Annotated in this window: 23 protein-coding genes; 5 read left to right on the top strand and 18 right to left on the bottom strand. The window is 64.5% G+C overall.

Annotation, left to right across the window (positions count from 1 at the left end; genetic code table 11):
• Positions 1–90: 90 nt before the first annotated feature.
• Positions 91–819, top strand: coding sequence for a cytochrome c biogenesis CcdA family protein (locus tag GTW25_RS02970; RefSeq protein ID WP_126006758.1), 729 nt, complete (start codon positions 91–93; stop codon positions 817–819).
• Positions 820–824: 5 nt separating this feature from the next.
• Complete coding sequence (lnt, locus tag GTW25_RS02965; protein ID WP_126006756.1) at positions 825–2432, top strand: apolipoprotein N-acyltransferase; 1608 nt, start codon at positions 825–827, stop codon at positions 2430–2432.
• Here the strand turns inward: lnt and GTW25_RS02960 are convergent.
• Positions 2429–3034, bottom strand: coding sequence for a transglutaminase-like cysteine peptidase (locus GTW25_RS02960; RefSeq protein WP_235897751.1), 606 nt, complete (start codon positions 3032–3034; stop codon positions 2429–2431). The two genes, lnt and GTW25_RS02960, sit on opposite strands and share 4 nt — an antisense overlap.
• 206 nt (positions 3035–3240) lie before the next feature.
• On the opposite strand from GTW25_RS02960, the gene lspA reads away from it, so the two are divergent.
• A complete protein-coding gene (gene lspA / locus GTW25_RS02955) occupies positions 3241–3732 on the top strand; it encodes a signal peptidase II (RefSeq protein ID WP_126006752.1) in 492 nt (163 codons plus the stop codon).
• A 109-nt stretch (positions 3733–3841) separates the two neighbouring features.
• Here the strand turns inward: lspA and GTW25_RS02950 are convergent, their stop codons facing one another.
• From GTW25_RS02950 to GTW25_RS02890, 13 genes are all read right to left on the bottom strand, one after another.
• The gene (locus GTW25_RS02950) at positions 3842–4258 is read right to left on the bottom strand and encodes a ribbon-helix-helix protein, CopG family (RefSeq protein WP_126006750.1); all 417 of its coding nucleotides are present in this window, start codon (positions 4256–4258) and stop codon (positions 3842–3844) included.
• 3 nt (positions 4259–4261) lie between these two features.
• Positions 4262–6319 carry a conjugal transfer protein TraG gene (locus tag GTW25_RS02945; RefSeq protein WP_126006748.1) on the bottom strand — a complete coding sequence of 686 codons (2058 nt, stop codon included), beginning with the start codon at positions 6317–6319 and terminating at the stop codon, positions 4262–4264.
• A 150-nt stretch (positions 6320–6469) separates the two neighbouring features.
• Complete coding sequence (locus tag GTW25_RS02940; protein ID WP_252910450.1) at positions 6470–8206, bottom strand: relaxase/mobilization nuclease domain-containing protein; 1737 nt, start codon at positions 8204–8206, stop codon at positions 6470–6472.
• 241 nt (positions 8207–8447) lie between these two features.
• On the bottom strand, positions 8448–9398 hold the full coding sequence (locus GTW25_RS02935) for a lytic transglycosylase domain-containing protein (RefSeq protein ID WP_235897749.1): 951 nt from the start codon (positions 9396–9398) through the stop codon (positions 8448–8450).
• 60 nt (positions 9399–9458) lie between these two features.
• On the bottom strand, positions 9459–9785 hold the full coding sequence (locus GTW25_RS02930) for a DUF736 domain-containing protein (protein ID WP_126006742.1): 327 nt from the start codon (positions 9783–9785) through the stop codon (positions 9459–9461).
• Positions 9786–9820: 35 nt separating this feature from the next.
• Positions 9821–10381: a S26 family signal peptidase gene (locus GTW25_RS02925; protein WP_126006740.1), complete on the bottom strand. Its 561-nt coding sequence runs from the start codon at positions 10379–10381 to the stop codon at positions 9821–9823.
• Positions 10378–10872: a DUF2840 domain-containing protein gene (locus GTW25_RS02920; protein WP_126006738.1), complete on the bottom strand. Its 495-nt coding sequence runs from the start codon at positions 10870–10872 to the stop codon at positions 10378–10380. The genes GTW25_RS02925 and GTW25_RS02920 overlap by 4 nt, the downstream gene beginning before the upstream one ends.
• Positions 10869–11612 carry a DNA-methyltransferase gene (locus GTW25_RS02915; RefSeq protein ID WP_126006736.1) on the bottom strand — a complete coding sequence of 248 codons (744 nt, stop codon included), beginning with the start codon at positions 11610–11612 and terminating at the stop codon, positions 10869–10871. Before GTW25_RS02915 ends, GTW25_RS02920 begins: the two co-directional genes overlap by 4 nt.
• A gap of 271 nt (positions 11613–11883) precedes the next feature.
• Positions 11884–12747 carry a replication initiator protein A gene (locus GTW25_RS02910; protein ID WP_126006734.1) on the bottom strand — a complete coding sequence of 288 codons (864 nt, stop codon included), beginning with the start codon at positions 12745–12747 and terminating at the stop codon, positions 11884–11886.
• Between the two features lie 7 nt (positions 12748–12754).
• A complete protein-coding gene (locus tag GTW25_RS02905; protein ID WP_126006732.1) occupies positions 12755–13021 on the bottom strand; it encodes a helix-turn-helix transcriptional regulator in 267 nt (88 codons plus the stop codon).
• 141 nt (positions 13022–13162) lie between these two features.
• The gene (locus GTW25_RS02900) at positions 13163–13696 is read right to left on the bottom strand and encodes a DUF2285 domain-containing protein (protein ID WP_126006730.1); all 534 of its coding nucleotides are present in this window, start codon (positions 13694–13696) and stop codon (positions 13163–13165) included.
• Positions 13656–13979: a transcriptional regulator domain-containing protein gene (locus tag GTW25_RS02895; protein ID WP_201744834.1), complete on the bottom strand. Its 324-nt coding sequence runs from the start codon at positions 13977–13979 to the stop codon at positions 13656–13658. The genes GTW25_RS02900 and GTW25_RS02895 overlap by 41 nt, the downstream gene beginning before the upstream one ends.
• 155 nt (positions 13980–14134) lie before the next feature.
• The gene (locus tag GTW25_RS02890) at positions 14135–14398 is read right to left on the bottom strand and encodes a DNA -binding domain-containing protein (protein ID WP_126006728.1); all 264 of its coding nucleotides are present in this window, start codon (positions 14396–14398) and stop codon (positions 14135–14137) included.
• 228 nt (positions 14399–14626) lie between these two features.
• Between GTW25_RS02890 and GTW25_RS02885 the strand changes: the two genes are divergently transcribed.
• The gene (locus GTW25_RS02885) at positions 14627–14842 is read left to right on the top strand and encodes a helix-turn-helix domain-containing protein (RefSeq protein WP_126006726.1); all 216 of its coding nucleotides are present in this window, start codon (positions 14627–14629) and stop codon (positions 14840–14842) included.
• A 9-nt stretch (positions 14843–14851) separates the two neighbouring features.
• Here GTW25_RS02885 and GTW25_RS02880 read toward each other — a convergent pair whose 3' ends face one another.
• Positions 14852–15019 carry a hypothetical protein gene (locus GTW25_RS02880; protein WP_201744833.1) on the bottom strand — a complete coding sequence of 56 codons (168 nt, stop codon included), beginning with the start codon at positions 15017–15019 and terminating at the stop codon, positions 14852–14854.
• A 459-nt stretch (positions 15020–15478) separates the two neighbouring features.
• Positions 15479–15880 carry a single-stranded DNA-binding protein gene (locus GTW25_RS02875; protein WP_126006724.1) on the bottom strand — a complete coding sequence of 134 codons (402 nt, stop codon included), beginning with the start codon at positions 15878–15880 and terminating at the stop codon, positions 15479–15481.
• Positions 15881–16491: 611 nt separating this feature from the next.
• Between GTW25_RS02875 and GTW25_RS02870 the strand changes: the two genes are divergently transcribed.
• On the top strand, positions 16492–17922 hold the full coding sequence (locus tag GTW25_RS02870) for a hypothetical protein (RefSeq protein ID WP_148916852.1): 1431 nt from the start codon (positions 16492–16494) through the stop codon (positions 17920–17922).
• A 93-nt stretch (positions 17923–18015) separates the two neighbouring features.
• Here the strand turns inward: GTW25_RS02870 and GTW25_RS02865 are convergent, their stop codons facing one another.
• Both GTW25_RS02865 and GTW25_RS02860 read right to left on the bottom strand, forming a co-directional pair.
• A complete protein-coding gene (locus GTW25_RS02865; RefSeq protein ID WP_126006720.1) occupies positions 18016–18432 on the bottom strand; it encodes a hypothetical protein in 417 nt (138 codons plus the stop codon).
• A 139-nt stretch (positions 18433–18571) separates the two neighbouring features.
• Positions 18572–19513, bottom strand: coding sequence for a DUF2493 domain-containing protein (locus GTW25_RS02860; protein ID WP_201744832.1), 942 nt, complete (start codon positions 19511–19513; stop codon positions 18572–18574).
• Between the last annotated feature and the right edge of the window lie 93 nt (positions 19514–19606).

Below are 19606 nucleotides of genomic sequence, written 5' to 3'. Positions count from 1 at the left end.
CCTCGATCCGGCCTTGAACCTCATGTTGCCAGAGCATGTATGGGCACTGAGTTCGTCCACACCGAATCCGACGAAAGAAGAGGACATGAAATGACGATCGACGTCTCGGCAGTCGGTCTCGCAACGGCAGTCGTGGCCGGCGCGGTGTCGTTCGTCTCGCCCTGCGTCCTGCCTCTCGTGCCGGGGTATCTCTCGTTCGTGTCCAGCGGCGTGAATCCGCATTCGGCGCAGCTCGCCGACCGGTTGCGGATCGTCTGGTCAGCGATGTTCTTCATCGCCGGGTTCACGACGATCTTCGTCATTCTCGGGCTGGGCGCGCAGTTCCTCGGCGGCCTGCTGCTTCGCTACAGCTTCGAAGCCAACCTCGTGGGCGGCGGCCTGCTGGTCCTGTTCGGCCTGATGATGACCGGCCTCATCAGGCTTCCCTTCGTGATGCAGGATTACCGCGTAGAAGGACCGCAAGCCGTATCCGGCCCCGCCGGCGCCTACACTCTCGGCCTCGCCTTCGCCTTCGGCTGGACGCCGTGCATCGGCCCGGTTCTGGGCTCGATTCTGACGATGACCGCGGTGTCGTCCGGAAGCGGGGCGGTACTCCTCGCCGCCTACAGCCTCGGCCTCGGTATCCCGTTCCTGGTCGTCGCGCTCGCGTTCGGGAAGGTTGCCGGCTTCATGAAACGGGCGCGCTACGCCGGCCATGTCCTCAACATTACCGCCGGCGCGATCATGATCACGATGGGCGTGCTGATGATGACCGGCCGCATGACGCTGATCGCGTTCTGGCTTCTGGAGCGCTTTCCAGGACTTGCCTATATCGGCTGACTGATATGACGGACCGGGGGGCGATCGAACCGGAAGAAGGCGGCCTTGGCCGGATAACGTATCCGGACTCGGGATTGGCCGTGTCGCTCCCGGTATGCGCGTTGATGGGCGCGCTCACGGCCCTTGCTTTTGCTCCGTACTTCGTTCTGCCGCTCGTATTGGTCGGCTTTGCCGCCTTCGCCCTGTTCATCCGTCACGCCCGTGGCTCGTGTGCCGCCTTCCTGATCGGCTGGGGCTTCGGCATCGGCCAGTTCGCAGTCGGCCTGCGGTGGATATCCGAGAGCTTTTTCGTCGACGCGGATCGGTTCGGCGCACTCGCCTGGCCGGCAGTGCTGGGCCTTTCCGGCTTCCTTGCCCTGTTCCCGGCATTCGCAGCCGCGGCAACGCGCTATCTTGGCGGACGCGGACCGACCGTCTTTCTCATACTTCCCGGATTCTGGACCCTTGCCGAAATGGCGCGCGGCGTCCTCTTCACCGGCTTTCCCTGGAACCTGACAGGATATGTCTGGGGTTTCAGCGACGCGACGCTCCAGCCTATGTCGGCGATCGGCGTTCACGGAGTTGGTTTCGTCACCGCGACCCTATGCATGGTTCCTTTGGCGCTCGCGGAACGATACCGTCTCGGACCATGGGCTCTGGCGGTGACGATGCTCGTAGTGCCCATGCTCGGGGCAGGGTTCTTCTGGGCTTTCGGAGCGGTCCGGCTCGCAAACGCCGAAACCGCCGATGGCGCCGGTCCCCGAATCCGTGTCGTCCAGCCGAACATCCCGCAGGATCAAAAATGGGATCCAGACGCGGCAACGCGGAACCTTCAGAAGCTGCATGACCTCAGCACATCGGGCGCTGCCGGGCGGCCACGCGTCGTAGTATGGCCGGAAACGGCTTATCCGTATCTCTTTTCCGAGGTCGTCAGGTTGCCTGAAGCCCTACTTGGGAGCATTCCCGAAGGAGGATTGCTGCTGTTCGGCGCGGTACGAGCTGTCCCCGGGGACACCGCTGAGGTTGGGGGGCTGCTGAACAGCCTGCTCGCCGTCGATCATACAGGCAAGGTCGTTGCCGACTACGACAAGATCAGGCTGGTGCCGTTCGGCGAGTTCACGCCTTTCAAAAGCTTGCCCGGCATCAGCAAGCTCACGGCAGGCGATATCGACTACGTGCCGGGTTCGGTCAGCTCACCAATGACCCTTCCGGCAGTACCGCCCTTTCGAGTGCTGATCTGCTATGAGGCGATTTTCCCGTCGCCGAAGGTCGATGAGGAGCGATGGCTACTCAACGTCACGAACGACGCCTGGTTCGGCGTATCGGCGGGACCCTACCAGCATTTTCTTTCGGCAAGAGTCCGCTCGATTGAATCGGGCCTGCCCATGATCCGCGCCGCGAACAGCGGGATCAGCGCGGTCGTCGATGGCTATGGCCGGATTCAGCAGATGCTGCCGTTGGCGGTCGAGGGGGCTTTCGACGCCGCCCTGCCTGGACCCACCCCGCAGCGTACGCTCTACAGCAAACTTGGTGACATGCCGACTTTGATTGTCGTCGGTCTCGTGATCGGCATTGGGGCGTTTTGCCGGAGAAGGAGGCGTGACGCAGTGATTAAGAGCGAAACAAATCCCTAGTGCAGGGATCCTACAAGGGGAGCATCGCCTTCACGGATCGTGACCCACCGGCCTGTGTGCGTTGTCGCCTGCCGTTTGAGATAGAGATACTCGGTTTCATCCCAGTTCAGAACCGCATCGGTGAGATTGTCCAGGACCACGTCGCCGATGTCCGTTCGCACGGTCAGTACAGCATGGCCTTCGCCGTTCGGCCGCCGAAGTACAGTCAAAAGGAGATTCGAGGTCGAGACGCCTTCCTTGAGCAGGATGCGACGTTTCGCCAGCGCGTAATCCTCGCAATCTCCAGCATCTACAGGATAGGTCCAATACTCGTCGACCCCATATATCTCAAGGTCGCTTTTCGGCTTAATCGCCTGATTGACCTTGACTGTAAGACGCTCCAGCCGAGCAAGCAGTTCCTCCGACATCGGCAACGTGCCGAAGTCGCGTGTTCTGATGGAGCACTCCGCCGGCTTGCGCTTGCAGAACTCATAGTGCCCGATCGGTTGTGACGTGAAACCGCCGGTGATCATCGGCGATGGGTGCGCTTGGACCGTAGAAGTCGAGGCAAGCGTTGACAGCACGATAGCGAAGGTCGCCAGCGACCAACACAATGCCCCCATCGGAGCCCCCACTTAATCGGTTAAACTTTGTTACCAAAGGCCTAACGGCAATAGGCCGTAAGGTCCATTGCAGCACCGTAACATTCTCGTGAGTGCGCGCCTCCTCCCGAGAACTGTTTTTCCACAGACACCTTCAGCCGCCCCCTTGAAGCTCAGCTAACTAGAGGTGCGAGCGATATGTGGTCTACAAACCACGGGAGACTGCGATGATGCGAGGCACCAACACAACGCGCATTCTGGTTGGCTTTATCTGCATCCTTTCGGCATTCGCGATCGATCAACTTACGAAGGCCGTGATCGTGGAAATAGTAATGCAGCCGCCTCGTGTAATCTACGTCACGTCATTTCTGAACATCACGCTCAGTTACAATCAGGGCATCAGCTTCGGGTTGTTCTCGGATTTTTTGAGAGACCGATTGACCCTAGTGATCTGGATGACGGTGGCGCTGGTAATGGTGTTGCTGGTCTGGATGATCTTCTCCCATCGCGTCGTTACGACCGCGGCTCTGGGCCTGATGACCGGTGGCGCGCTTGGAAATGTGTTCGACCGCGCACAGCGGGGCAAAGTAACAGATTTCATTGATCTCCATGCCGGCTCATGGCACTGGCCGACGTTCAACATCGCAGACGTGGCAATTGTAGGTGGAGCCATCATCCTGATCCTCTGTTCTCATCGATCCACTTCGTCGTTGATCTAGCGATGTAAGGACCGGTCCGAACGCAACTTCGTAAGGCACCCACAGACGGCGGACGTGAAAGACGAATCGTATGAACGACCCTCAAAAGCAGAGAGGAATTCCGTATCGGTCAGCCATCATTTGGCACCTCCTGCCTCAGACTTGGCCCCCTAGCTAGGCGCCGTCCGAGCGCCTCGAGGAATTTGTCGTAGCGCTCGCCGCCCTTCGCGCGTGCGGCGACCTGTGCAGCGTCAGGCAACGGTGCAATCGAGGTCAACCAAGCGCGGATGAAGATGGCAAAAGCCTCATTCACGATGTTTAGATCACGTTCAAGTCGCTGGACGTTTCGGTCGATCCGGTCGAGACGCTTGACGATAGCGGCCTCCTGCCGCTCATCTGCGTCAGGTGACAGGAAGGAGGCAATTGCCGCCTCGGCTATCAGCGAGCGGGATTGCTGGCGCCGATCGGCGAAGTCGGCCAGCCGGCGCATGAGATCCGGATCGAGATAGACGGAAAGGCGCTTCTTCTTGTCGGGTCGCTCAATCATAGCTCAAAGCTCCATGCCGTCGCCGGGGTCCATCGAAACCTGCCGCGCCATCTGCCGCATGTTGCGGACGAGCGTCTGGTTGGCCGCTGCTTCGCCGTCTGGTTCTTCAGGATCGGGATCGAACTCGTTGACGGGCGGCTTCGGCGGTTCCGGCGCGATGTCCTTGTGCGGCTCAAGGCCCGGTTCTCGGCGCAGGCCGGCATTGGCGGGGTCGTCGTCCTGTTTGCCATTGGTGGGGGGCTTTGCCACGCGATTCGCAGCCGATGCAGCAGCGTGGGGAGCCAGACCATTTGCGGAAGTGACATTTGCTTGCTCCGGGATCGGCGCGACGATCGGCTTCAGCGTCGACCAGTCGTCCGGCCGCTGGACAAGACCTGCGCGGGGGTTCGCGGGAACGGGAAGGAGGCGCTCCGTTAGACGGGTATCCTCATAGTAGCGCGCCTTCTTCGCCTGGATCGGCGGGATGCCGGCAACCATGACGATCTCGTCGTCGGGCGGAAGCTGCATCACTTCGCCGGCGGTAAGCAGCGGCCGGGCGGTCTCGGAGCGCGAGATCATGAGATGGCCGAGCCACGGCGCGAGACGGTGGCCGGCATAGTTCTGCATGGCGCGCATCTCGGTGGCGGTGCCGAGGGCGTCGGAAACGCGCTTGGCGGTGCGCTCGTCGTTGGTCGCGAAGCTGACGCGGACATGGCAGTTGTCCAGGATGGAGTTGTTTGCTCCGTATGCCTTTTCGATCTGGTTGAGGCTCTGCGCAATCAGGAACGCCTTGATGCCGTAGCCGGCCATGAAGGCAAGCGCCGATTCAAAGAAGTCGAGCCTGCCTAGCGCGGGGAACTCGTCGAGCATGAGCAACAGGCGATGGCGGCGGCCGCTGGCGTGCAGTTCCTCGGTCAGCCGGCGCCCGATCTGGTTGAGCACGAGACGAACCAGCGGCTTGGTTCGAGATATGTCCGAAGGCGGCACGACGAGATAGAGCGTGGTCGGGCGTTCTCCGGACACGATGTCGGCGATGCGCCAATCACAGCGCGCGGTGACGGCGGCAACAACGGGATCGCGATAGAGACCTAGGAAACTCATCGCCGTGGAGAGAACGCCGGAGCGCTCGTTATCAGACTTATTGAGCAGCTCACGGGCGGCACTTGCGATGACGGGATGCGGACCCTTCTCGCCAAGATGCGGCGTGTTCATCATGGCAGCCAGCGTCGACTCGATCGGCCGAAGTGGATCGGAGAGGAAGGCGGCGACGCCGGCAAGGGTCTTGTCCTTCTCGGCATAGAGTACGTGGAGGATCGCACCGACGAGCAGCGAGTGGCTGGTTTTCTCCCAATGGTTCCTTTTCTCAAGGCTTCCCTCGGGATCGACCAGCACGTCGGCAACGTTCTGCACGTCGCGCACTTCCCATTCGCCGCGCCGCACCTCCAGCAGCGGATTGTAGGCGGCAGACTGCGCATTGGTCGGATCGAACAGGAGCACCCGGCCGAAGCAGGAGCGCAGGCCGGCAGTCAGATCCCAGTTCTCGCCCTTGATGTCGTGGACGATGGCGGAGCCCGGCCAAGTGAGCAGCGTCGGCACCACGAGGCCGACGCCCTTGCCGCTTCTCGTTGGGGCGAAACACAGGACATGCTCGGCACCGTCATGCCGGAGATAATCGCGGTCGAGCTTGCCGAGGACGACGCCATCTTCGCCGAGTAGGCCGGCGGCCGCGATCTCCTTGCGCTCGGCCCATCGCGCGGAGCCGAAGGTTCTGACGTCTTTCGCCTCGCGCGCGCGATAGATCGACATGAGGATGGCGGCCGCGATGGCGATCAGCCCGCCGGAAGCTGCGATGCCGGCGCCCCCGTAGAAGATGGTCGGCGCATAGGCGTCGTAGAAATACCACCACCAGAAGAAGGCCGGTGGCGGATAGACCGGCAGGCCGGCAATCTCGAACCAGGGCTGTCCGAGCTGAGCCTGAAAGCCGAGCCGCCACGCCGTCCATTGCGTCGCGGACCAGACCGCGACGAGCACGATCGAGAACACCACGACGATCTGGCCCCACATGACGCGGCTTGCAGACAAGGCAGCGAAACTCCCTCGCGTTTCGGTCCAAGAGCGCGAAGAAGAACACGCTGCACACGGGTTTCAATGGCGGGTTGAGGGCAGCTCGAAGCCGGTCGTAGAAGGTGCGGAAAATACTTGCGGGTTGCGGCTGACAAACGCGGCCGTTGCTCATAGCCCGAGCCCGCGCTTGCGTCCGAACGACCAATCCACGCCGCCATTGGAGCGGGCAACGCCGGAGATGTGCTGGCCGATGTGCTTCTCGACCGATGGGGTCCAGGGCACCAGCTTGAAGCCGAGTCCGTCGTCAATCATGGCGAAGCGGCCGGAGGCGAGCGCGAAACGCTGCCGGTAGGTGCCGGCGACGTATTCGCCTGCGGCCGCCTTCTGGAAGGACGTGCCTGTCTCGGCCGCGAGCTTCTGGCCGAGCGCGTCCAACTCGCGCTCGCGCAGCGTGGCGAGCAGGTTGCGGGCGAAGACGATACGCTGGCCCTCGCGCCGTGCGAGGCCCTCGGCTACGAGATGATCGGCGCGGGCCTCCATCGCCTGCTTCACCTCCAGGCCGAAGCCGCCGCCGGTGTCGAGGGGATCGCGGGCGATAAGCTGGCGGTCGATCCAGGTGGAGCCGGTCGCCGTGGTCTGGGCCTCGATCGAGAGGTCGGCGCGGACGGCGAGTGCGGTACGGGTCCAGCCACCGCTATCCTCATAGCGGCGCAGCTCGACGACGGAGCCCGGTGCGGAATCGCCGGCCGCGTCGAGATCGTCGAAGCGGATGTGATGGGTGTGGCCGTCGATACCGTCGATCACGGCATAGGCGGTGCCGCGCAGCTCGTCGTCCAGACCGCGCTCGACCAGCCGGCCGAGGACCGGCTCCGGACCGGCTTCGCCGGCTAATACGTAGCCAGTCAGGCCGCGATCTATGCCGCTTTCGGTGAGCGCACGGTGCATGCGCTTGATGATGTCGCCGCGCTCGCCCAGCTCGCGCAAGGTGGCTTCGGCGTCGTCGGCCATGATCCATTGGCCGGGACCGATGGTCTCGGCGAGGCCGAGACGTTCGAGGTGCCGAAGCCGGCCCACCTTCAGCGTCACATACTCGCCGGGCTGCCTGTCCGGCGACGGGGCAACGTCGATGATCCCATGCTTGTTGGTGTCGCGGGCAAGCTGGCTGTCGAGCTGGGTCCAGCGCTCGGCCTCGACCTGCCGCTCCAGCGCGCGGCGGATGTCGAGATCGGTGCGCGGGCCGAGCTCCTGGGTGATGAGATCCTGCGCGCGGTTGCGCATGCCCTCCTTTATATAATCGCGAGCGATCACGAGGTCATAGCCGTCATCGGCGCGGCCGCGCAGGATGACGTGGACATGGGGATGCCCGGTGTTCCAGTGATCGACGGCCACCCAGTCGAGCTTCGTGCCGAGGTCCTTTTCCATCTTCGCCATCAGATCGCGGGTGAAGGTTTTCAGGTCGGACATTTCCGTCGCGTCGTCCGGGGAGACGATGAAGCGGAAATGATGCCGGTCGTCCTCGCAGCGTTCGGCGAAGCCCTTCACGTCGGCGTCGTCGGTCTCCGGGCTGAACATGCGCGCCTTCTCGCCGTCGCGGGTCACGCCGTCGCGGCGCAGATAGTTGAGGTGGGCGGTGAGCGGCGCGGAGCGCGCGCTATGCCGGACCACGCGTGTCTTGATGATGGCGCCGCGCGAGCGGCTGGATATGAGGCGGTTGGCGCGCACGCTCGCAACACGGCCGCGGCCAAAGCGCGAGCCGTTGCCGGAGGTGATCCTGCCGGAGCGGGAGATACGGCCGCCTGCCTTCTGCGCGGCGGCGAGCGCCTGGGCGACGAAGGGCTTCGCTCGCTGCGCCCGGCTCGAACGGATGCGGCCCGGCCGGACGCGGAAGTCGTCGTCCCGGCTCATGGCCGCTTCCTGTGCGATGTGCGGTTTCCGCGGAAATCGCAGGAGAATATCTTGGCGCGCACCTCGCGCGCCTGATCCGCGATGTGCGCGGAAACCCGAAAAGCGCAAGCGAAACAACACCCCAACCGAGCGGCGATGTGCCGCTTTTTATCCCGCCCTCCTTCGGCCTGATGTGCCGCTGTCCCGCAGCGCACCGCAATCCCTGCGATTGCGCACCACGCGAAGCGAGGAAATGCGATCTTCAACGCCGATCTCCTTCCCTTGCCGGCCGTTCCACGAACAGACCGTCGGATGGTGGCACGAGCGCCGACAGATCGACGATCGGCGGGTCGTCGGAAGGTCGGCCGGAAAGAGGGAGGGAGTCGTCCGCATCGTCGTGATCGCGGTCAGTGGAGCGCGTGAAGAAGAGCGGAGCGCGACGCCATGACGGCGATGACGATGAACCAGCCGTGCGTGTGATCGGTGCGGTGCCGTCGATCATCGGCGCGATTTTCGCGACGTAATCGACAGTCTCGGCCGGCAGCGCGCGGCCGCTCGCGAGATGCTCGTCATAGCGGCCGGGGCCGGCATTGTAGGCGGCCAGCATGGCGTCGACCGAGCCATAGCGGTCGTGCATCGCGCGCAGATATGCGGTGCCGGCGAGGATGTTGTCGCGCGGCTGCCAGGGGTCCGCGCCGAGGCCATGCTTCGCGCGCAGCTCCTCCCATGTCGCAGGCATGACCTGCATGAGGCCGATGGCGCCCTTTGGCGAGAGCGCGGCGGGATCGCCAACGCTCTCGACGGCCAAGACCGCGCGTATCCATCGCTCGGGAATGGCGAAGCGGCGGGCGGCCGCGGCGACATGGGGCGCCCACGGATCGGATCGCGGAGCGGCCGAGACGGTGGCCGGGAGCGGTTCGCCGGGCGGCGGCTCGGCCGACGCAGGAGCCACCATGACGACGATCATGGCGCATGCGAACAGCATCGTCATGAGGGTCGGGACGGCAGCGCAGGCACCGCCGTCCCGATGCGCGACAAGCCTGCCATCGTGCTCGCTGCGGCCAAGGGCGAGGCTTCGCCGGCGGCCGACATTTTCCGGACGGGCATCGTCGGGCGATATGACCGAAACCCGGAAAACAGGCCGCCGCCCTTGACCTCCGCTGCGCGCGACGGCCGCCCGATGGACGATCGGGTCGAGGGGAGTGACCGGCATTCGACCGATCAAGGAGAGTGAGCTTGAAGGATGACGAGAACGATGGCAGCGCATGATCGGTCATGCCTCGCCGTCGTTCTTCTTCCGGCGCGTCCAGAGCAGGTTCCACGCGCCCTTCTTTGTGTCGGACTCGAACAGGCGCGCGCGGATCGGCTCGAAGAAGGACGGATCGTCTATAGTCAGGGACAGATAGCTTCCGGCCTTGTCGCCGGTGCGGTCCCAGGCCGCGCCGACTTCCTGCCCGTCGAGGAAGACGCGATGCTCGGGCGCGTTCTCGGCATCCGATTCCTCGGCCGGCAGGATGGCGACTTCTACATCGAGCTTGAGCGTGCGGACGCGGCCAAAGAAGCCATCATCGTTGCGGGTGAAGGTGCCGATCTGGGCCATGCGATGTTCCTTTCGCGAGGTTGGAGAACGAGCCGTCATGGCTCGTCGGGGACCGGCTCACGGAAGGATTCCGCGTCCGGATCGGGGTCGTCGGTTGTCCAGACGGGGACCGCCCGGCCGACTATGGTTGCGACGGGGAGCGGCCCGAAATAGCGGCTGTCGAAGCTGTCCGGGCTGTCCCAGTTCATGAAGAAGGCTTGGCCTTCGCCGAGCGTGCGGCAGCCCTGCCAGACAGGTAGCGGGCGGCCGTGCGTGTCGAGCGCGCGAGCGTCACCATAGGTCGCGCCGTAGGCGGTGATGGTGCTGTCGTGCCGGCAGACCTCGGTTCCGGCGAGTGCCAGCACGCGCTTGATGAGCGGCAGGCCGCGCGGCAGGTAGCCGCGTTCGGCGAGGAAGTCCGCCAGCTCGTCGGGCGGCATGACGACGGCGAGGTCCGTGACCTCGATGCGGTCGGCCGGGACGATGCGGTAGAGGCCGACCGGCACGCTGGCCGATGCGTTCCAGATGAAGCGCAGATCGGGCCGATGCCATGCCGGAGCCGCGACCAGCACCGCGCCTGCGATCATGGTGATGAGCGTCACGCGGCGCGCGATCATCGCGTCACCTCGCGGCGCCGGAGCCAGGCACGGTGCTGCTCGGCGGAATAGACGCGGAACGGCTCGTTGACGCTGATGCGGTTGTAGATGTGACGCCAGTGATCCGGCGCCACATCGGCGGGGTCGATGCCAAGCGCCTCGATCGCATCGACCACCTTCAGCACCGCCTCGACCTTCGGCCAGCCGGTGATGCGCAAGAGAATGTCGCCGCCCGGTCGCACGAACGGGAGCGTCTGGAAAGGCTCGCCACTTGCTACGGCGCGCACGATGTCGATGCGCGAGATGATCGTGCCATGCTCGTTGCCGGCCCAGCGGACGAAGGCGAAGATGCTGCCCGGCGCGAAGACAACGACACGGCGATGGCGGTCGAGGCGCTGGTCCTCGGCGGCGCGGCCGAAGCGTATCCAGTGTTCGACGTGGTTCTCGCGCCAGGTCAGCTCGACCACCGTGCGGTCGGCCGGCAGGCCGGCGTTGCGGATGCTTGTCGTCATGTTGGTGTCCCTTCCGTGAAGGGCAGCACGGATGCGATGCGCGCTCGCGCGCGCTCGGCCATCGCCGCGTCGATCTCGCAGCCGAGATAGCGGCGGCCGGTCAGCCGGCAGGCTTCGCCCGCAGCACCGGAGCCCGCGAACCAATCGCCGACCAGGCCGCCAGGCGGGCAGCTCGTACGGATCAGGATTTCGAGGAGGAAGACGGGCTTTTCAGTGGGGTGGATGGCGCGACCATGCGCGTTGCGCAGGAAGATCACGGAGCGCATCAGGCGCGGGCCGCCGTCCTCGCTGACATAGTGGCCGGCGTCGATCCGGCCGGTATGCGGCGGTCGCTTCTTGCGCCGCACGGTGCGGGCCGTGGCGTCCGGAGTCGTCTGCACCTCGTTGTAGACGGCGCTCCACGGCACGTCGGCACGGCGGAACTGGACGGCCAGCTCGTGGACCCTGCGAAAGCGATCCGCGTGGAAGGAAGAGCCGTTCTGCTTCTCCCAGACGATCTCTTGCGCATAGGTCAGGCCGGCATCCGAGAACGCTCCTCCGGTGGTCATGAACGAACGCAGCGAGCCGAACACCCAGAGCGAGCCGGACGGCTTCAGGGAGGCGCGGGCGAGCGGCAACCAGCCGTCGACCTGCCGGTCCCAGGCGAGCGACGTGTCGCCATAGGGCGGATCGGCGAGGATCAGATCGAACGGGCCGTGCGCCGGCATCAGGTCGCGGCAATCGCCGGTCAGGATCGTCATGGCGCGATCCTCCGCATGCCGATCAGGCTGCGGCGCCGTTGTCCCCGATTCCGTGAAATGGGAGGGCGCGTTAGCAAGAATCCGAAGGATTCTTTAGTTAGGGAAGTTAGAGGGGCCGGATTCCGCCTGTCGAATCCGACGCTTGCCGGCGGTTGGCGTTCCCGATGGTACGGGATTCGCGTTCCCGAAAAGACGGGAATCAGCGTTCCCGATAGTACGGTTCCGTCCACAGGCTTTCCACGGCTGCGGTGGAGCGATGTCCCGGCTCCGATCATGACGTCGCTCCCGCACGCTTGCGGCGGCGCGGCATGGGCTGCTCGTCGATGGGCTGGAAGGTCAGACGCTGGCGACCATCGGGATCGTCCACCAGCGCCAGGCGGTAGCCGGGAAGCGGCTGGCGCTGGACGATGGCGCGCAGCTCAAAGCGGAAGCGCCGGAGCGGCGACAGGCTGCCGGACTTCAGATGAAGATGCGGAACGTCGAAGCTCCAGCCACCGCTCTGCCGGCCGCCATGCTTGCGCACGAGCCGGTAGAGCCAGCGTTCGAGGCCGCCGGTCAGCCCGAAATAGTCGCGGTCTATGGTCAGCACGAGCGCGTCGTCGAGGACGCCGGCATAGAACCAATCCGGCAGGATCAGCTCGATGCCGAGCGATCGCCCCTGCGCGTCGAGCCGCTCCTTCCACTCGGCGATCCACGAGAAGCGATGCCGGCGACGCTCGGAGGGCTGGCGGATCGAGGTGAGGATGGTGGTCGATTGCAGCCTGTCCAGCGCCGCCTTCAGCCTGTCGTAGTTCAAGCCGGAATCGGTGCGGCCGATGAAGGTGAGAATCTCGTAGGAGGTGGACGCCATGAAGCGCGAGGTGGAGAGGCCACGGTCGCGCGCGTCGACGATCTGGCTCGCGGCCCAGATCAGCACGTCGGCATCCCAGATGGTCGCCATGCCGTGCTCGGACGTCGCCTCGACGCGGATCGACACGTCGCCCATGCGGAAGTCGATCGGCGTGACGCGGCGCGATTTGCCGAGCGAGAAGAACGGCCAGGACATCAGGTCTTGTGCGTCGCGCGCGGCGATCTCGCCGGAGCGTGCCCTGAAGAGTTCGAGCTGCTGGCCCTGATATGTGCGGCGCGCGGTCATGCGGTGGTCAGCGGGTCGCGTCGGCCGCGCCCGTGTCGCGCGGCGCGGGCAGGCTCGGCGTCGCCGGCTCGGAGGTGGATTGACGTGCGCTCGCCTCGATCCAGGCTTGCAGGTCGGCGACGGCGTAGACCACGCGGCCGCCGAGCTTGTGGTAGATCGGCCCGGTGCCGTCGCAGCGATGCTTTTCCAGCGTGCGGGGCGAGAGATCGAGGAGGCGGGCCGCCTCCGGCGTCCGCACGAAGCGCGGCCAATTGCTGTCGGTGATATTGTCCATGATCGGCCTCCGTCGCGGCCGCCGTGAGAACGGCGAGTCAGATGCGACGATGGCGAAAAATCAGCGGTTGGGCGGAGTGACAAAAATCGGGGTGTCTTAGGAGAAGTGTCCCCCCTTCGAGCGCGTGGGTCTGCTGGCGAGTCAGTCTCGATCGCTTTCGCGCCGACCACGCGATGCGTGGGGCACCAGCCAGCGCAGATAGCCGCTCTCGATCTGCCGGCGCGCGGCCGCGAGGATACGTGCGAGCCGCCGCCGCTCCGGAGCGTTCTGCCAGTCGAGGGCGCGCATTGTCTCGACGGTCCGGTTGATGAGAACGGCGGCGATGACGCGGCGCGAGGCGCCGGATTCCACGCCGTCCCAGGCACGCAGCATCAGAGCGGCGCGACGAATCTGGAATGCGGATAGGCGCTGCTGGCGTGGCGAGGGACCGGCCGGCTTCCTGTCCAGCCGGCGCTTCAGGCGGCCGGCATTTCGGTGACGCCACCAGAAATGCTCGTCGAGCGGAAGGAAGATACCGGCGTTGGCCGGTTCAGCACCATGCTGGAGCCAGAGCCGGTGATCCCCGGCCTGGTCTTCAGCAACGGCGTGCAGGCCGTCGCCGGCCAGTTCGCCCAGTAGCGGCAGCGCGCGAGGATCAGGAAGCGAAGAAGCTGCAAAGCCTTCGGGGACAGCCATGACAATGAGCACGGCAGGGAAGATTCGAGGCAGCCAGACGGGTCGAGCGGTCAACGCCGATGCAGAAGGGTCCGCCGGGAAAGGCGAGCCCCCAGCGACGGGACAGGAGCGCTATCGCGTCCTTCTTGTCCGCGCCGCCGGAGGCCACCCTTGCCAGCGTCTCGGCATAGTCCTGCCGGTATTCACGGTTGCGACGAAGAAACTCGAACGACACGCCGCCCCGGTCGAGACGGCCCAGATGTTCCTCGAACTGCGGTGATCGCCAGTCGTGCAGCGGCTCCATGACGAAATCCTCCCCGCCCGGTCTTTGCCATCGGGATGATTCGAGTATTGGCGGGGTCGACCTCGCGTGAAGATGGAAAATCGGAATGGAAATCTCGACCGTGGCGAGCAATCCGGGGTCGCGCTGTCGTCGGCGATGCGGTGATGCGCCGCCCATCATTGCATGCGCGGTTCCAGCAGGTGCTTGTAGCCCTTCTCGGTCATCCAGCGGGCGCGGGCGAGATGGGTGTCGTGCATCCGCTTCGCGCGTTCGGGATCGGCGTCGACGTCGAGGCCGAACACGATCTTCGCGACTTCCCGCCAGTCCTCGCCCTCGGCGGCAGCGTCGAGCAGGCGCAGATAGGTTGCGAGGTTGGCTTCGTCATAGGCATTCACCCTGTCGGTCAGCGGAGGGCTGTCCTTGAAGGGAGATTTGCTCATCGTAGTGTCCTTACTTCCTCGCGCATGTAGTTCACAAATACGTCATCGCTTTGAGGTGCAATAGAAGTTCCGCGACTGGCATCGAAGATTCTCGGAATGCTTCCATTCCGCGATTCGACAGAAAGTCGACGGGCTGCGACGCACTTGATCTCAGCGCATGTGGTCGACCATACCGAATCGGAACGATCATTCCTAGAACGATAATTCCGGTTCTGGTTCCGATGCGTCATGGACCTCAAAGAGGTCATGGCGATCAACATGCGTCGGCTGCGCCATGACAAGGATATGACGCAAGAAGAAGTGGCCGAGCGCTCCGGGCTGAGCGCTCGCTATATCGGCTCGATCGAACGCGGCAAGGTTTCGGCGAGCGTGAGCATTCTCGGAAAGGTGGCGGACGCGCTCGACGTCGACCCCTGCGAGCTGATCCGCGTGTCGAGACCCTGACGTTCGCCCTCAAGGGGCGAACGGGTCGATCTCGCGGATGATGGCTTCGTCGTCGCCGTCATATTCGGCGGCGGGCATGGCGCCGACCGTGCCGTCGCCGGCGCGAAAGATGACGATCGTGACCAGCAGGGTGGCGGCGAGGCTGAAGGCGAAGGCTTGTGCGTCTGGAAGGGACATTGCTGCGGCTCCTGATCTGGAGCGGGGGCCATCCCCGCTCGACAGGCGCCCGATGGGTTTCGGCCGCGGCCGCGATCACCGCCGGGGCGAAGCCTCCGGCGGCGGCATGCCGTGCATAGTCCGACCCCTTGGGGTTGATCGTGGAAGGCCGCGACTGGAACGAAGGTAAGCCTCAAAGAGCGGGGTGGCATTCCTCCCCACGGAGCTGCACGTCCTCGCCCGGATGCGCCGGTAGGTTCGGCCTCGCGTCAATGCCACGCTCGGGCGTGCGCGCGGGTGGCACGCCGTCGATGCCTGCCCGCCACCTGGCAGAGGATCGGCGGCGGATATGCTCGGCCCAGACAGGGCGAGACGTCGAGTGAGCGTTGCGGGAAGGCTCGAAGCCGGGTCGCGAAGTTTCTGGCCGCGAACATGAAGAAGGCCCGGCGGCTTTCGCCGCCGGGCTCTCGACACCTCCTTTCAGAACGGGATCTCGTCGTCGGGATCGTTGGCGCCGCGGCTGTCGTCCTCCCGCTTCGGCCAGCTCAGGAAGTCCACCGTCTCGGCGATGATCTCCGTGCTGTAGCGCTCGACGCCTTCCCGGTCGGTCCACTTCGTGTAGTGGATGCGGCCCCGGACCAGCACCTTCATGCCCTTCTGGCAATGCTGCTCGACCGTCTTGCCGAGGCCGTTGAAGCAGGTGATGCGGTGCCATTCGGTCTCCTGGACCCGGTAGCCGTCCTTGTCCCGCAGAACCTTGCCTTCCGCGTAGCGGGGGCGCGAGGTGGCTAGGGTGAAGTGGACGATGCGGGTGTTGTTGATGGTGGTGCGGCCCTCGGGGTCCTGACCGATGTTGCCGGCAAGAATGACGATGTTCTGCATGGTAGTTCTCCGTTGCTTCAATCGGAGGGACCGTCCCTCCGACGAGACCCGGCCACGGTCGCCGGGAGCCGACAGCAACCCTTAAGGCCCGGAGTGGGGCGGGCAGGCGCTTCGCGCCAACACGGTCCGGAGCCGCGGGGGTTGAGGGCGGAAACCGCTCGGCCGTAGGGGATCAGTCAGTCGGAGGGCATGTCCTTCCGCGAACGCATCACGGAGAAACCGCAGAACCTTCCTCCTTGCCGGCCCGGCCATCGGTCGTGGCCTCTTACCCGCGCCATCTCGGGAAACAGCGCGATCGCCGCGCCTGTCTCAAGCGCATGCCGATCTCGGATTGCTGATGAGGAACAGCGCCGGCACCGGCGTCCGGGCGAATGGCGCCGTTACCATCTCCGGGGCAACGGTGACGGCTCGTGCGCGCCTGAAGGGATGAAGCATGGCTCCGGCTCGCCGCGCTGCCACGCCACGGTGGGCCGACCGGGAAGGCGTCGAGAGCACCAAAGACGCGATCACGCTGATTGGGACGTCCCGCGCCGGCTAGATGCGGAGACGGCGATGCGAAGACGGAGCGGATACCGGCGGCCAGCCCGTCATGGGCGAGGTTCGGAGAGCTGGTGGAGATGCCGTCGAGGCCCTTTGTCATGGGAGCGGCCACTTGCATCGCCGATTGGCCATTTTTGATTTCATCGGAAAGTGCGATGATGGCGTGGCTGGAGGGAACGACCTTGGGTAAGGAAACAGAGGAGGCACCTGAAGCGATACGGCTGGCTGTCGCCGACCTTTGGCGTGCGGCATGCCGAACGGAGGAAGAAGCTTATAGCTCGGCAGCATTTCGGTTGCTTGAGAGCAATTGCGCTTTGATCTATCCCGACATGAGCGGTTCTCGGCTCTCGAAACGTCCTTCCGGTGATTCATCGCGAAAGGAACTGCGGACGGCACTCGAAAACTTCTTCCGCTGGAATGAGGCACCTTGGCATTCAGGCAGCCTGCAAACTGCCGATGACACAGCACGGAAGCTGCATCGCGCTTTCTTGGTCGAGGAAGTGACGCGATTCCATTACGCGCCCCTCGATCGCCTCGATCTGGACGATTCAAGTCAGCGGCCGCACCAAAGCGTCGAGAATGTGCGTTTCGGGACGAACGAGATCGCCCTTCTCAGACGCGGGGAACTCGGTCGGCGCGTGCGGCATGATGCGCTAAAACGCTTCGGCCGTTGGCAGCAATTTCCCGTCGAAAGATTGGATGGGTTCTATTGGCTTGTCACGAGCGAGTCCGAGCCGGCTGGTGCGCTATGGGAACGCACTTGGCTTGGCGTGCTTCACAAGCGATGGGATGAGATCGGCAAGGTTCCAGTGTTCGAGCCGACGTTTCCGTCGCCTGTGGAGGACGCGCTATTTGTGCTGCTTTTGTGTCTTAGCAAGGAGTCGATTGACGGCTCGTGGGAACCGTTTGACGTTCCCTGGGTCTATTCGTTCTCCGACGATCCGTTCGCTGACGCGCCGCGCGCGCCCGACGCGGCGGCTATGACCTGGACCCTCATCGGTCATCCGGACGAGGAGATCGAAGTTCCCGATCGGTCGGAGTCTTTCGAGCTTGGCCGACAACAACTCGACACACTCGAACAGCGATGGCGGTTGCTTCAAAAGGTGCTTGCAAAGCGAGGCACAGAGAGAGCGATCTTACATCCGCTGACTAAGCACTTCTTCGTCAAAGCTCTCTCGGAAGAAGGGATCGACGAGATCGTTGTGAACATAAGCTGTATCGAGGCGACCTTGATGCTCAGGGAACATCGCGGCCGCGAGAAGATGAAGCGCAGATACAGACGTCTCGTTGATGACGACAACGAAGCGGACTGGCTGGAGCGCGGTTACACGTTGAGAGACGAGTATCTGCACAGTCTCGGCCATCCGAATGGGACGATCTCGTGGGATGACCTCGGGCACATTCGGCTAAGCGTTGCCAAGGCGGTGGAGCGGTATCTTGATCTGATTGACGAGAAGGCTGAGTTGAATCGGGAAGAACTGCTCCGTTCTTTGGAAACGTGAGTGTCGGGCTCGCGTGACCCATCGGCGTCGACCATGTGAACCATTTCCCGGCAGCGATCTGATCAAGTCCGCCCGGAGGGGCGATAGAAGGCTTCAGCGCGGCGTGAAGGCGGCGGCGTGGGCGCTGATGTTCAACAGCGCGGCGATGCCGACGAACAGGCCGCCGGTGCCGCATAGAAGATTTAGCGCAACCGTCGACTCGATGACGTTCTGCGCGACGCCATGCACCACCGCATAGCCTGCCAGGGCGGCGGGCGCGGCGAATAGCACGAGGACGGGAAGACGCAGGAGGGGTGCCCGCACGAAGGCGAGGACGGCGGCGGCGACCAGAACGGAAAGGCCGGCAGCGCCGAGCGCGGCGACGATGGACATGGCAATCCCCGCATCGACCGCATGGACGTAGCGGAACGCGGCAAGCCCGACCATGAACGGGAGGGCGTAGACCGCGAAGTGCCATGCGATCATGGTGAGCGCGATCGACAGCGAGACGGCAAGCAGGATGAGGGTCATGGAAGCCTCCGGATGATCGGTCCAAGGATCACGACAGGCTGTCCGACGATACGCTCCGCCTGCGACTTTGCTTCTATGCCGGTGCTGCGAGGATGCACGGATTTGACTCCTTTTGCTGGCGATCGTCAAGCGGCGGCGCCTAAGCGCCACCCCGATCGCGGAAATCGTAGACGTTGATGCCGAGCTTCCTCGCCTTGTCGGCAAGGTTGCCCTGGATGCCGCCGCCGGGAAAGACGATGACGCCGATCGGAAGCGTTTCGAGCACGGTGTCGTTGCGCTTGAAGGGCGCCTGCTTCGCCGGATACTTGGCGAAGTCGGGCGGGAACGGAACGGTCGGCACCTTGCGGTTCGCCGCCCACTTGTCGGCGATCAGGTCGGTGCCGGTCCTGGCGCCGCCATGCAGGAGGACCATCTGCGGATACTTGGCGTGAACCTTGTCGAGCACGCCCCAGATGAGAGCGTGGTCGTTGAAGGTGTTGGCGCCGGAGACCGCGATCCTCGGGCCTGCCGGGATCAGCACCTCGGCGTCCGCCCTGCGGCGGGCGGAGATGAAGTCGCGGCTGTCGACCAGCGCCGAGGTCAGGTTGCGGTGGTTGACCATCGAGCCGGAACGCGGCCGCCAGCTTGAGCCGGTGTGGCGCTCGTAGTGTTCGGCGGCCTGGTCGCGCATCAGCTCGAAGGCGTCGCGCCGCTCGATCATGGTCTGGCCCTCGGCCGTAAGGCGCTCCAGCTCGACCGCCTTGATCTCGGTGCCGTCCTGTTCCCGCTGGAGGCGGCGCTGGGACTGCTCGTTGTCGTCCAGCGTGCGCTCGATCCGCTGGACGGCGCGGTGGAAGAGATTGACGGTCGACCAGAGCAGGTCGTCGAGATCGGGTTCGAGGCGGGTGTCGCCAAGCGTGGCGATGAGGGCGTCGAAGATGTCTGCGATGGCTCCGGCCACCGTGCTGCCCTCGGGCAGCGGCCTCGGACCGGGCTCGTCCTCGAAGGGGCGCCAGCCATAGAGCTGGAGTTCGGTGAGCAGGCGGTCGGTTGGGGATGAGGCGTGCTGCGGCTCGAAGCCGTCTTCGTGTTCGCTTCCCATCTGCGTGGTCTCCTTCGTCGGTCCGACCGCGACCCTCGCGGCCTTCATGGCGTCGGAAGCCCACGGGCGGCCCGGACTGGCAGCCCTCGCTCG

The sequence above is a fragment of the Aliihoeflea aestuarii genome (assembly GCF_024105665.1).
Classification (GTDB): Bacteria; Pseudomonadota; Alphaproteobacteria; order Rhizobiales; family Rhizobiaceae; genus Aliihoeflea; species Aliihoeflea aestuarii.
Note: the sequence above shows the minus strand (reverse complement) of the source record. Positions and strands in the feature narration are given on the sequence as shown.

Excerpts from the sequence above, each read along its gene's own strand:
- GTW25_RS02970 (WP_126006758.1), top strand. The coding sequence starts at position 91 with ATGACGATCGACGTCTCGGCAGTCGGTCTCGCAACGGCAGTCGTGGCC.
- lnt (WP_126006756.1), top strand. The coding sequence starts at position 825 with ATGACGGACCGGGGGGCGATCGAACCGGAAGAAGGCGGCCTTGGCCGG.
- GTW25_RS02960 (WP_235897751.1), bottom strand. The coding sequence starts at position 3,034 with ATGGGGGCATTGTGTTGGTCGCTGGCGACCTTCGCTATCGTGCTGTCA.
- lspA (WP_126006752.1), top strand. The coding sequence starts at position 3,241 with ATGATGCGAGGCACCAACACAACGCGCATTCTGGTTGGCTTTATCTGC.
- GTW25_RS02950 (WP_126006750.1), bottom strand. The coding sequence starts at position 4,258 with ATGATTGAGCGACCCGACAAGAAGAAGCGCCTTTCCGTCTATCTCGAT.
- GTW25_RS02940 (WP_252910450.1), bottom strand. The coding sequence starts at position 8,206 with ATGAGCCGGGACGACGACTTCCGCGTCCGGCCGGGCCGCATCCGTTCG.
- GTW25_RS02935 (WP_235897749.1), bottom strand. The coding sequence starts at position 9,398 with ATGCCGGTCACTCCCCTCGACCCGATCGTCCATCGGGCGGCCGTCGCG.
- GTW25_RS02930 (WP_126006742.1), bottom strand. The coding sequence starts at position 9,785 with ATGGCCCAGATCGGCACCTTCACCCGCAACGATGATGGCTTCTTTGGC.
- GTW25_RS02925 (WP_126006740.1), bottom strand. The coding sequence starts at position 10,381 with ATGATCGCGCGCCGCGTGACGCTCATCACCATGATCGCAGGCGCGGTG.
- GTW25_RS02920 (WP_126006738.1), bottom strand. The coding sequence starts at position 10,872 with ATGACGACAAGCATCCGCAACGCCGGCCTGCCGGCCGACCGCACGGTG.
- GTW25_RS02915 (WP_126006736.1), bottom strand. The coding sequence starts at position 11,612 with ATGACGATCCTGACCGGCGATTGCCGCGACCTGATGCCGGCGCACGGC.
- GTW25_RS02910 (WP_126006734.1), bottom strand. The coding sequence starts at position 12,747 with ATGACCGCGCGCCGCACATATCAGGGCCAGCAGCTCGAACTCTTCAGG.
- GTW25_RS02905 (WP_126006732.1), bottom strand. The coding sequence starts at position 13,021 with ATGGACAATATCACCGACAGCAATTGGCCGCGCTTCGTGCGGACGCCG.
- GTW25_RS02900 (WP_126006730.1), bottom strand. The coding sequence starts at position 13,696 with ATGGCTGTCCCCGAAGGCTTTGCAGCTTCTTCGCTTCCTGATCCTCGC.
- GTW25_RS02895 (WP_201744834.1), bottom strand. The coding sequence starts at position 13,979 with ATGGAGCCGCTGCACGACTGGCGATCACCGCAGTTCGAGGAACATCTG.
- GTW25_RS02890 (WP_126006728.1), bottom strand. The coding sequence starts at position 14,398 with ATGAGCAAATCTCCCTTCAAGGACAGCCCTCCGCTGACCGACAGGGTG.
- GTW25_RS02885 (WP_126006726.1), top strand. The coding sequence starts at position 14,627 with ATGGACCTCAAAGAGGTCATGGCGATCAACATGCGTCGGCTGCGCCAT.
- GTW25_RS02880 (WP_201744833.1), bottom strand. The coding sequence starts at position 15,019 with ATGTCCCTTCCAGACGCACAAGCCTTCGCCTTCAGCCTCGCCGCCACC.
- GTW25_RS02875 (WP_126006724.1), bottom strand. The coding sequence starts at position 15,880 with ATGCAGAACATCGTCATTCTTGCCGGCAACATCGGTCAGGACCCCGAG.
- GTW25_RS02865 (WP_126006720.1), bottom strand. The coding sequence starts at position 18,432 with ATGACCCTCATCCTGCTTGCCGTCTCGCTGTCGATCGCGCTCACCATG.
- GTW25_RS02860 (WP_201744832.1), bottom strand. The coding sequence starts at position 19,513 with ATGGGAAGCGAACACGAAGACGGCTTCGAGCCGCAGCACGCCTCATCC.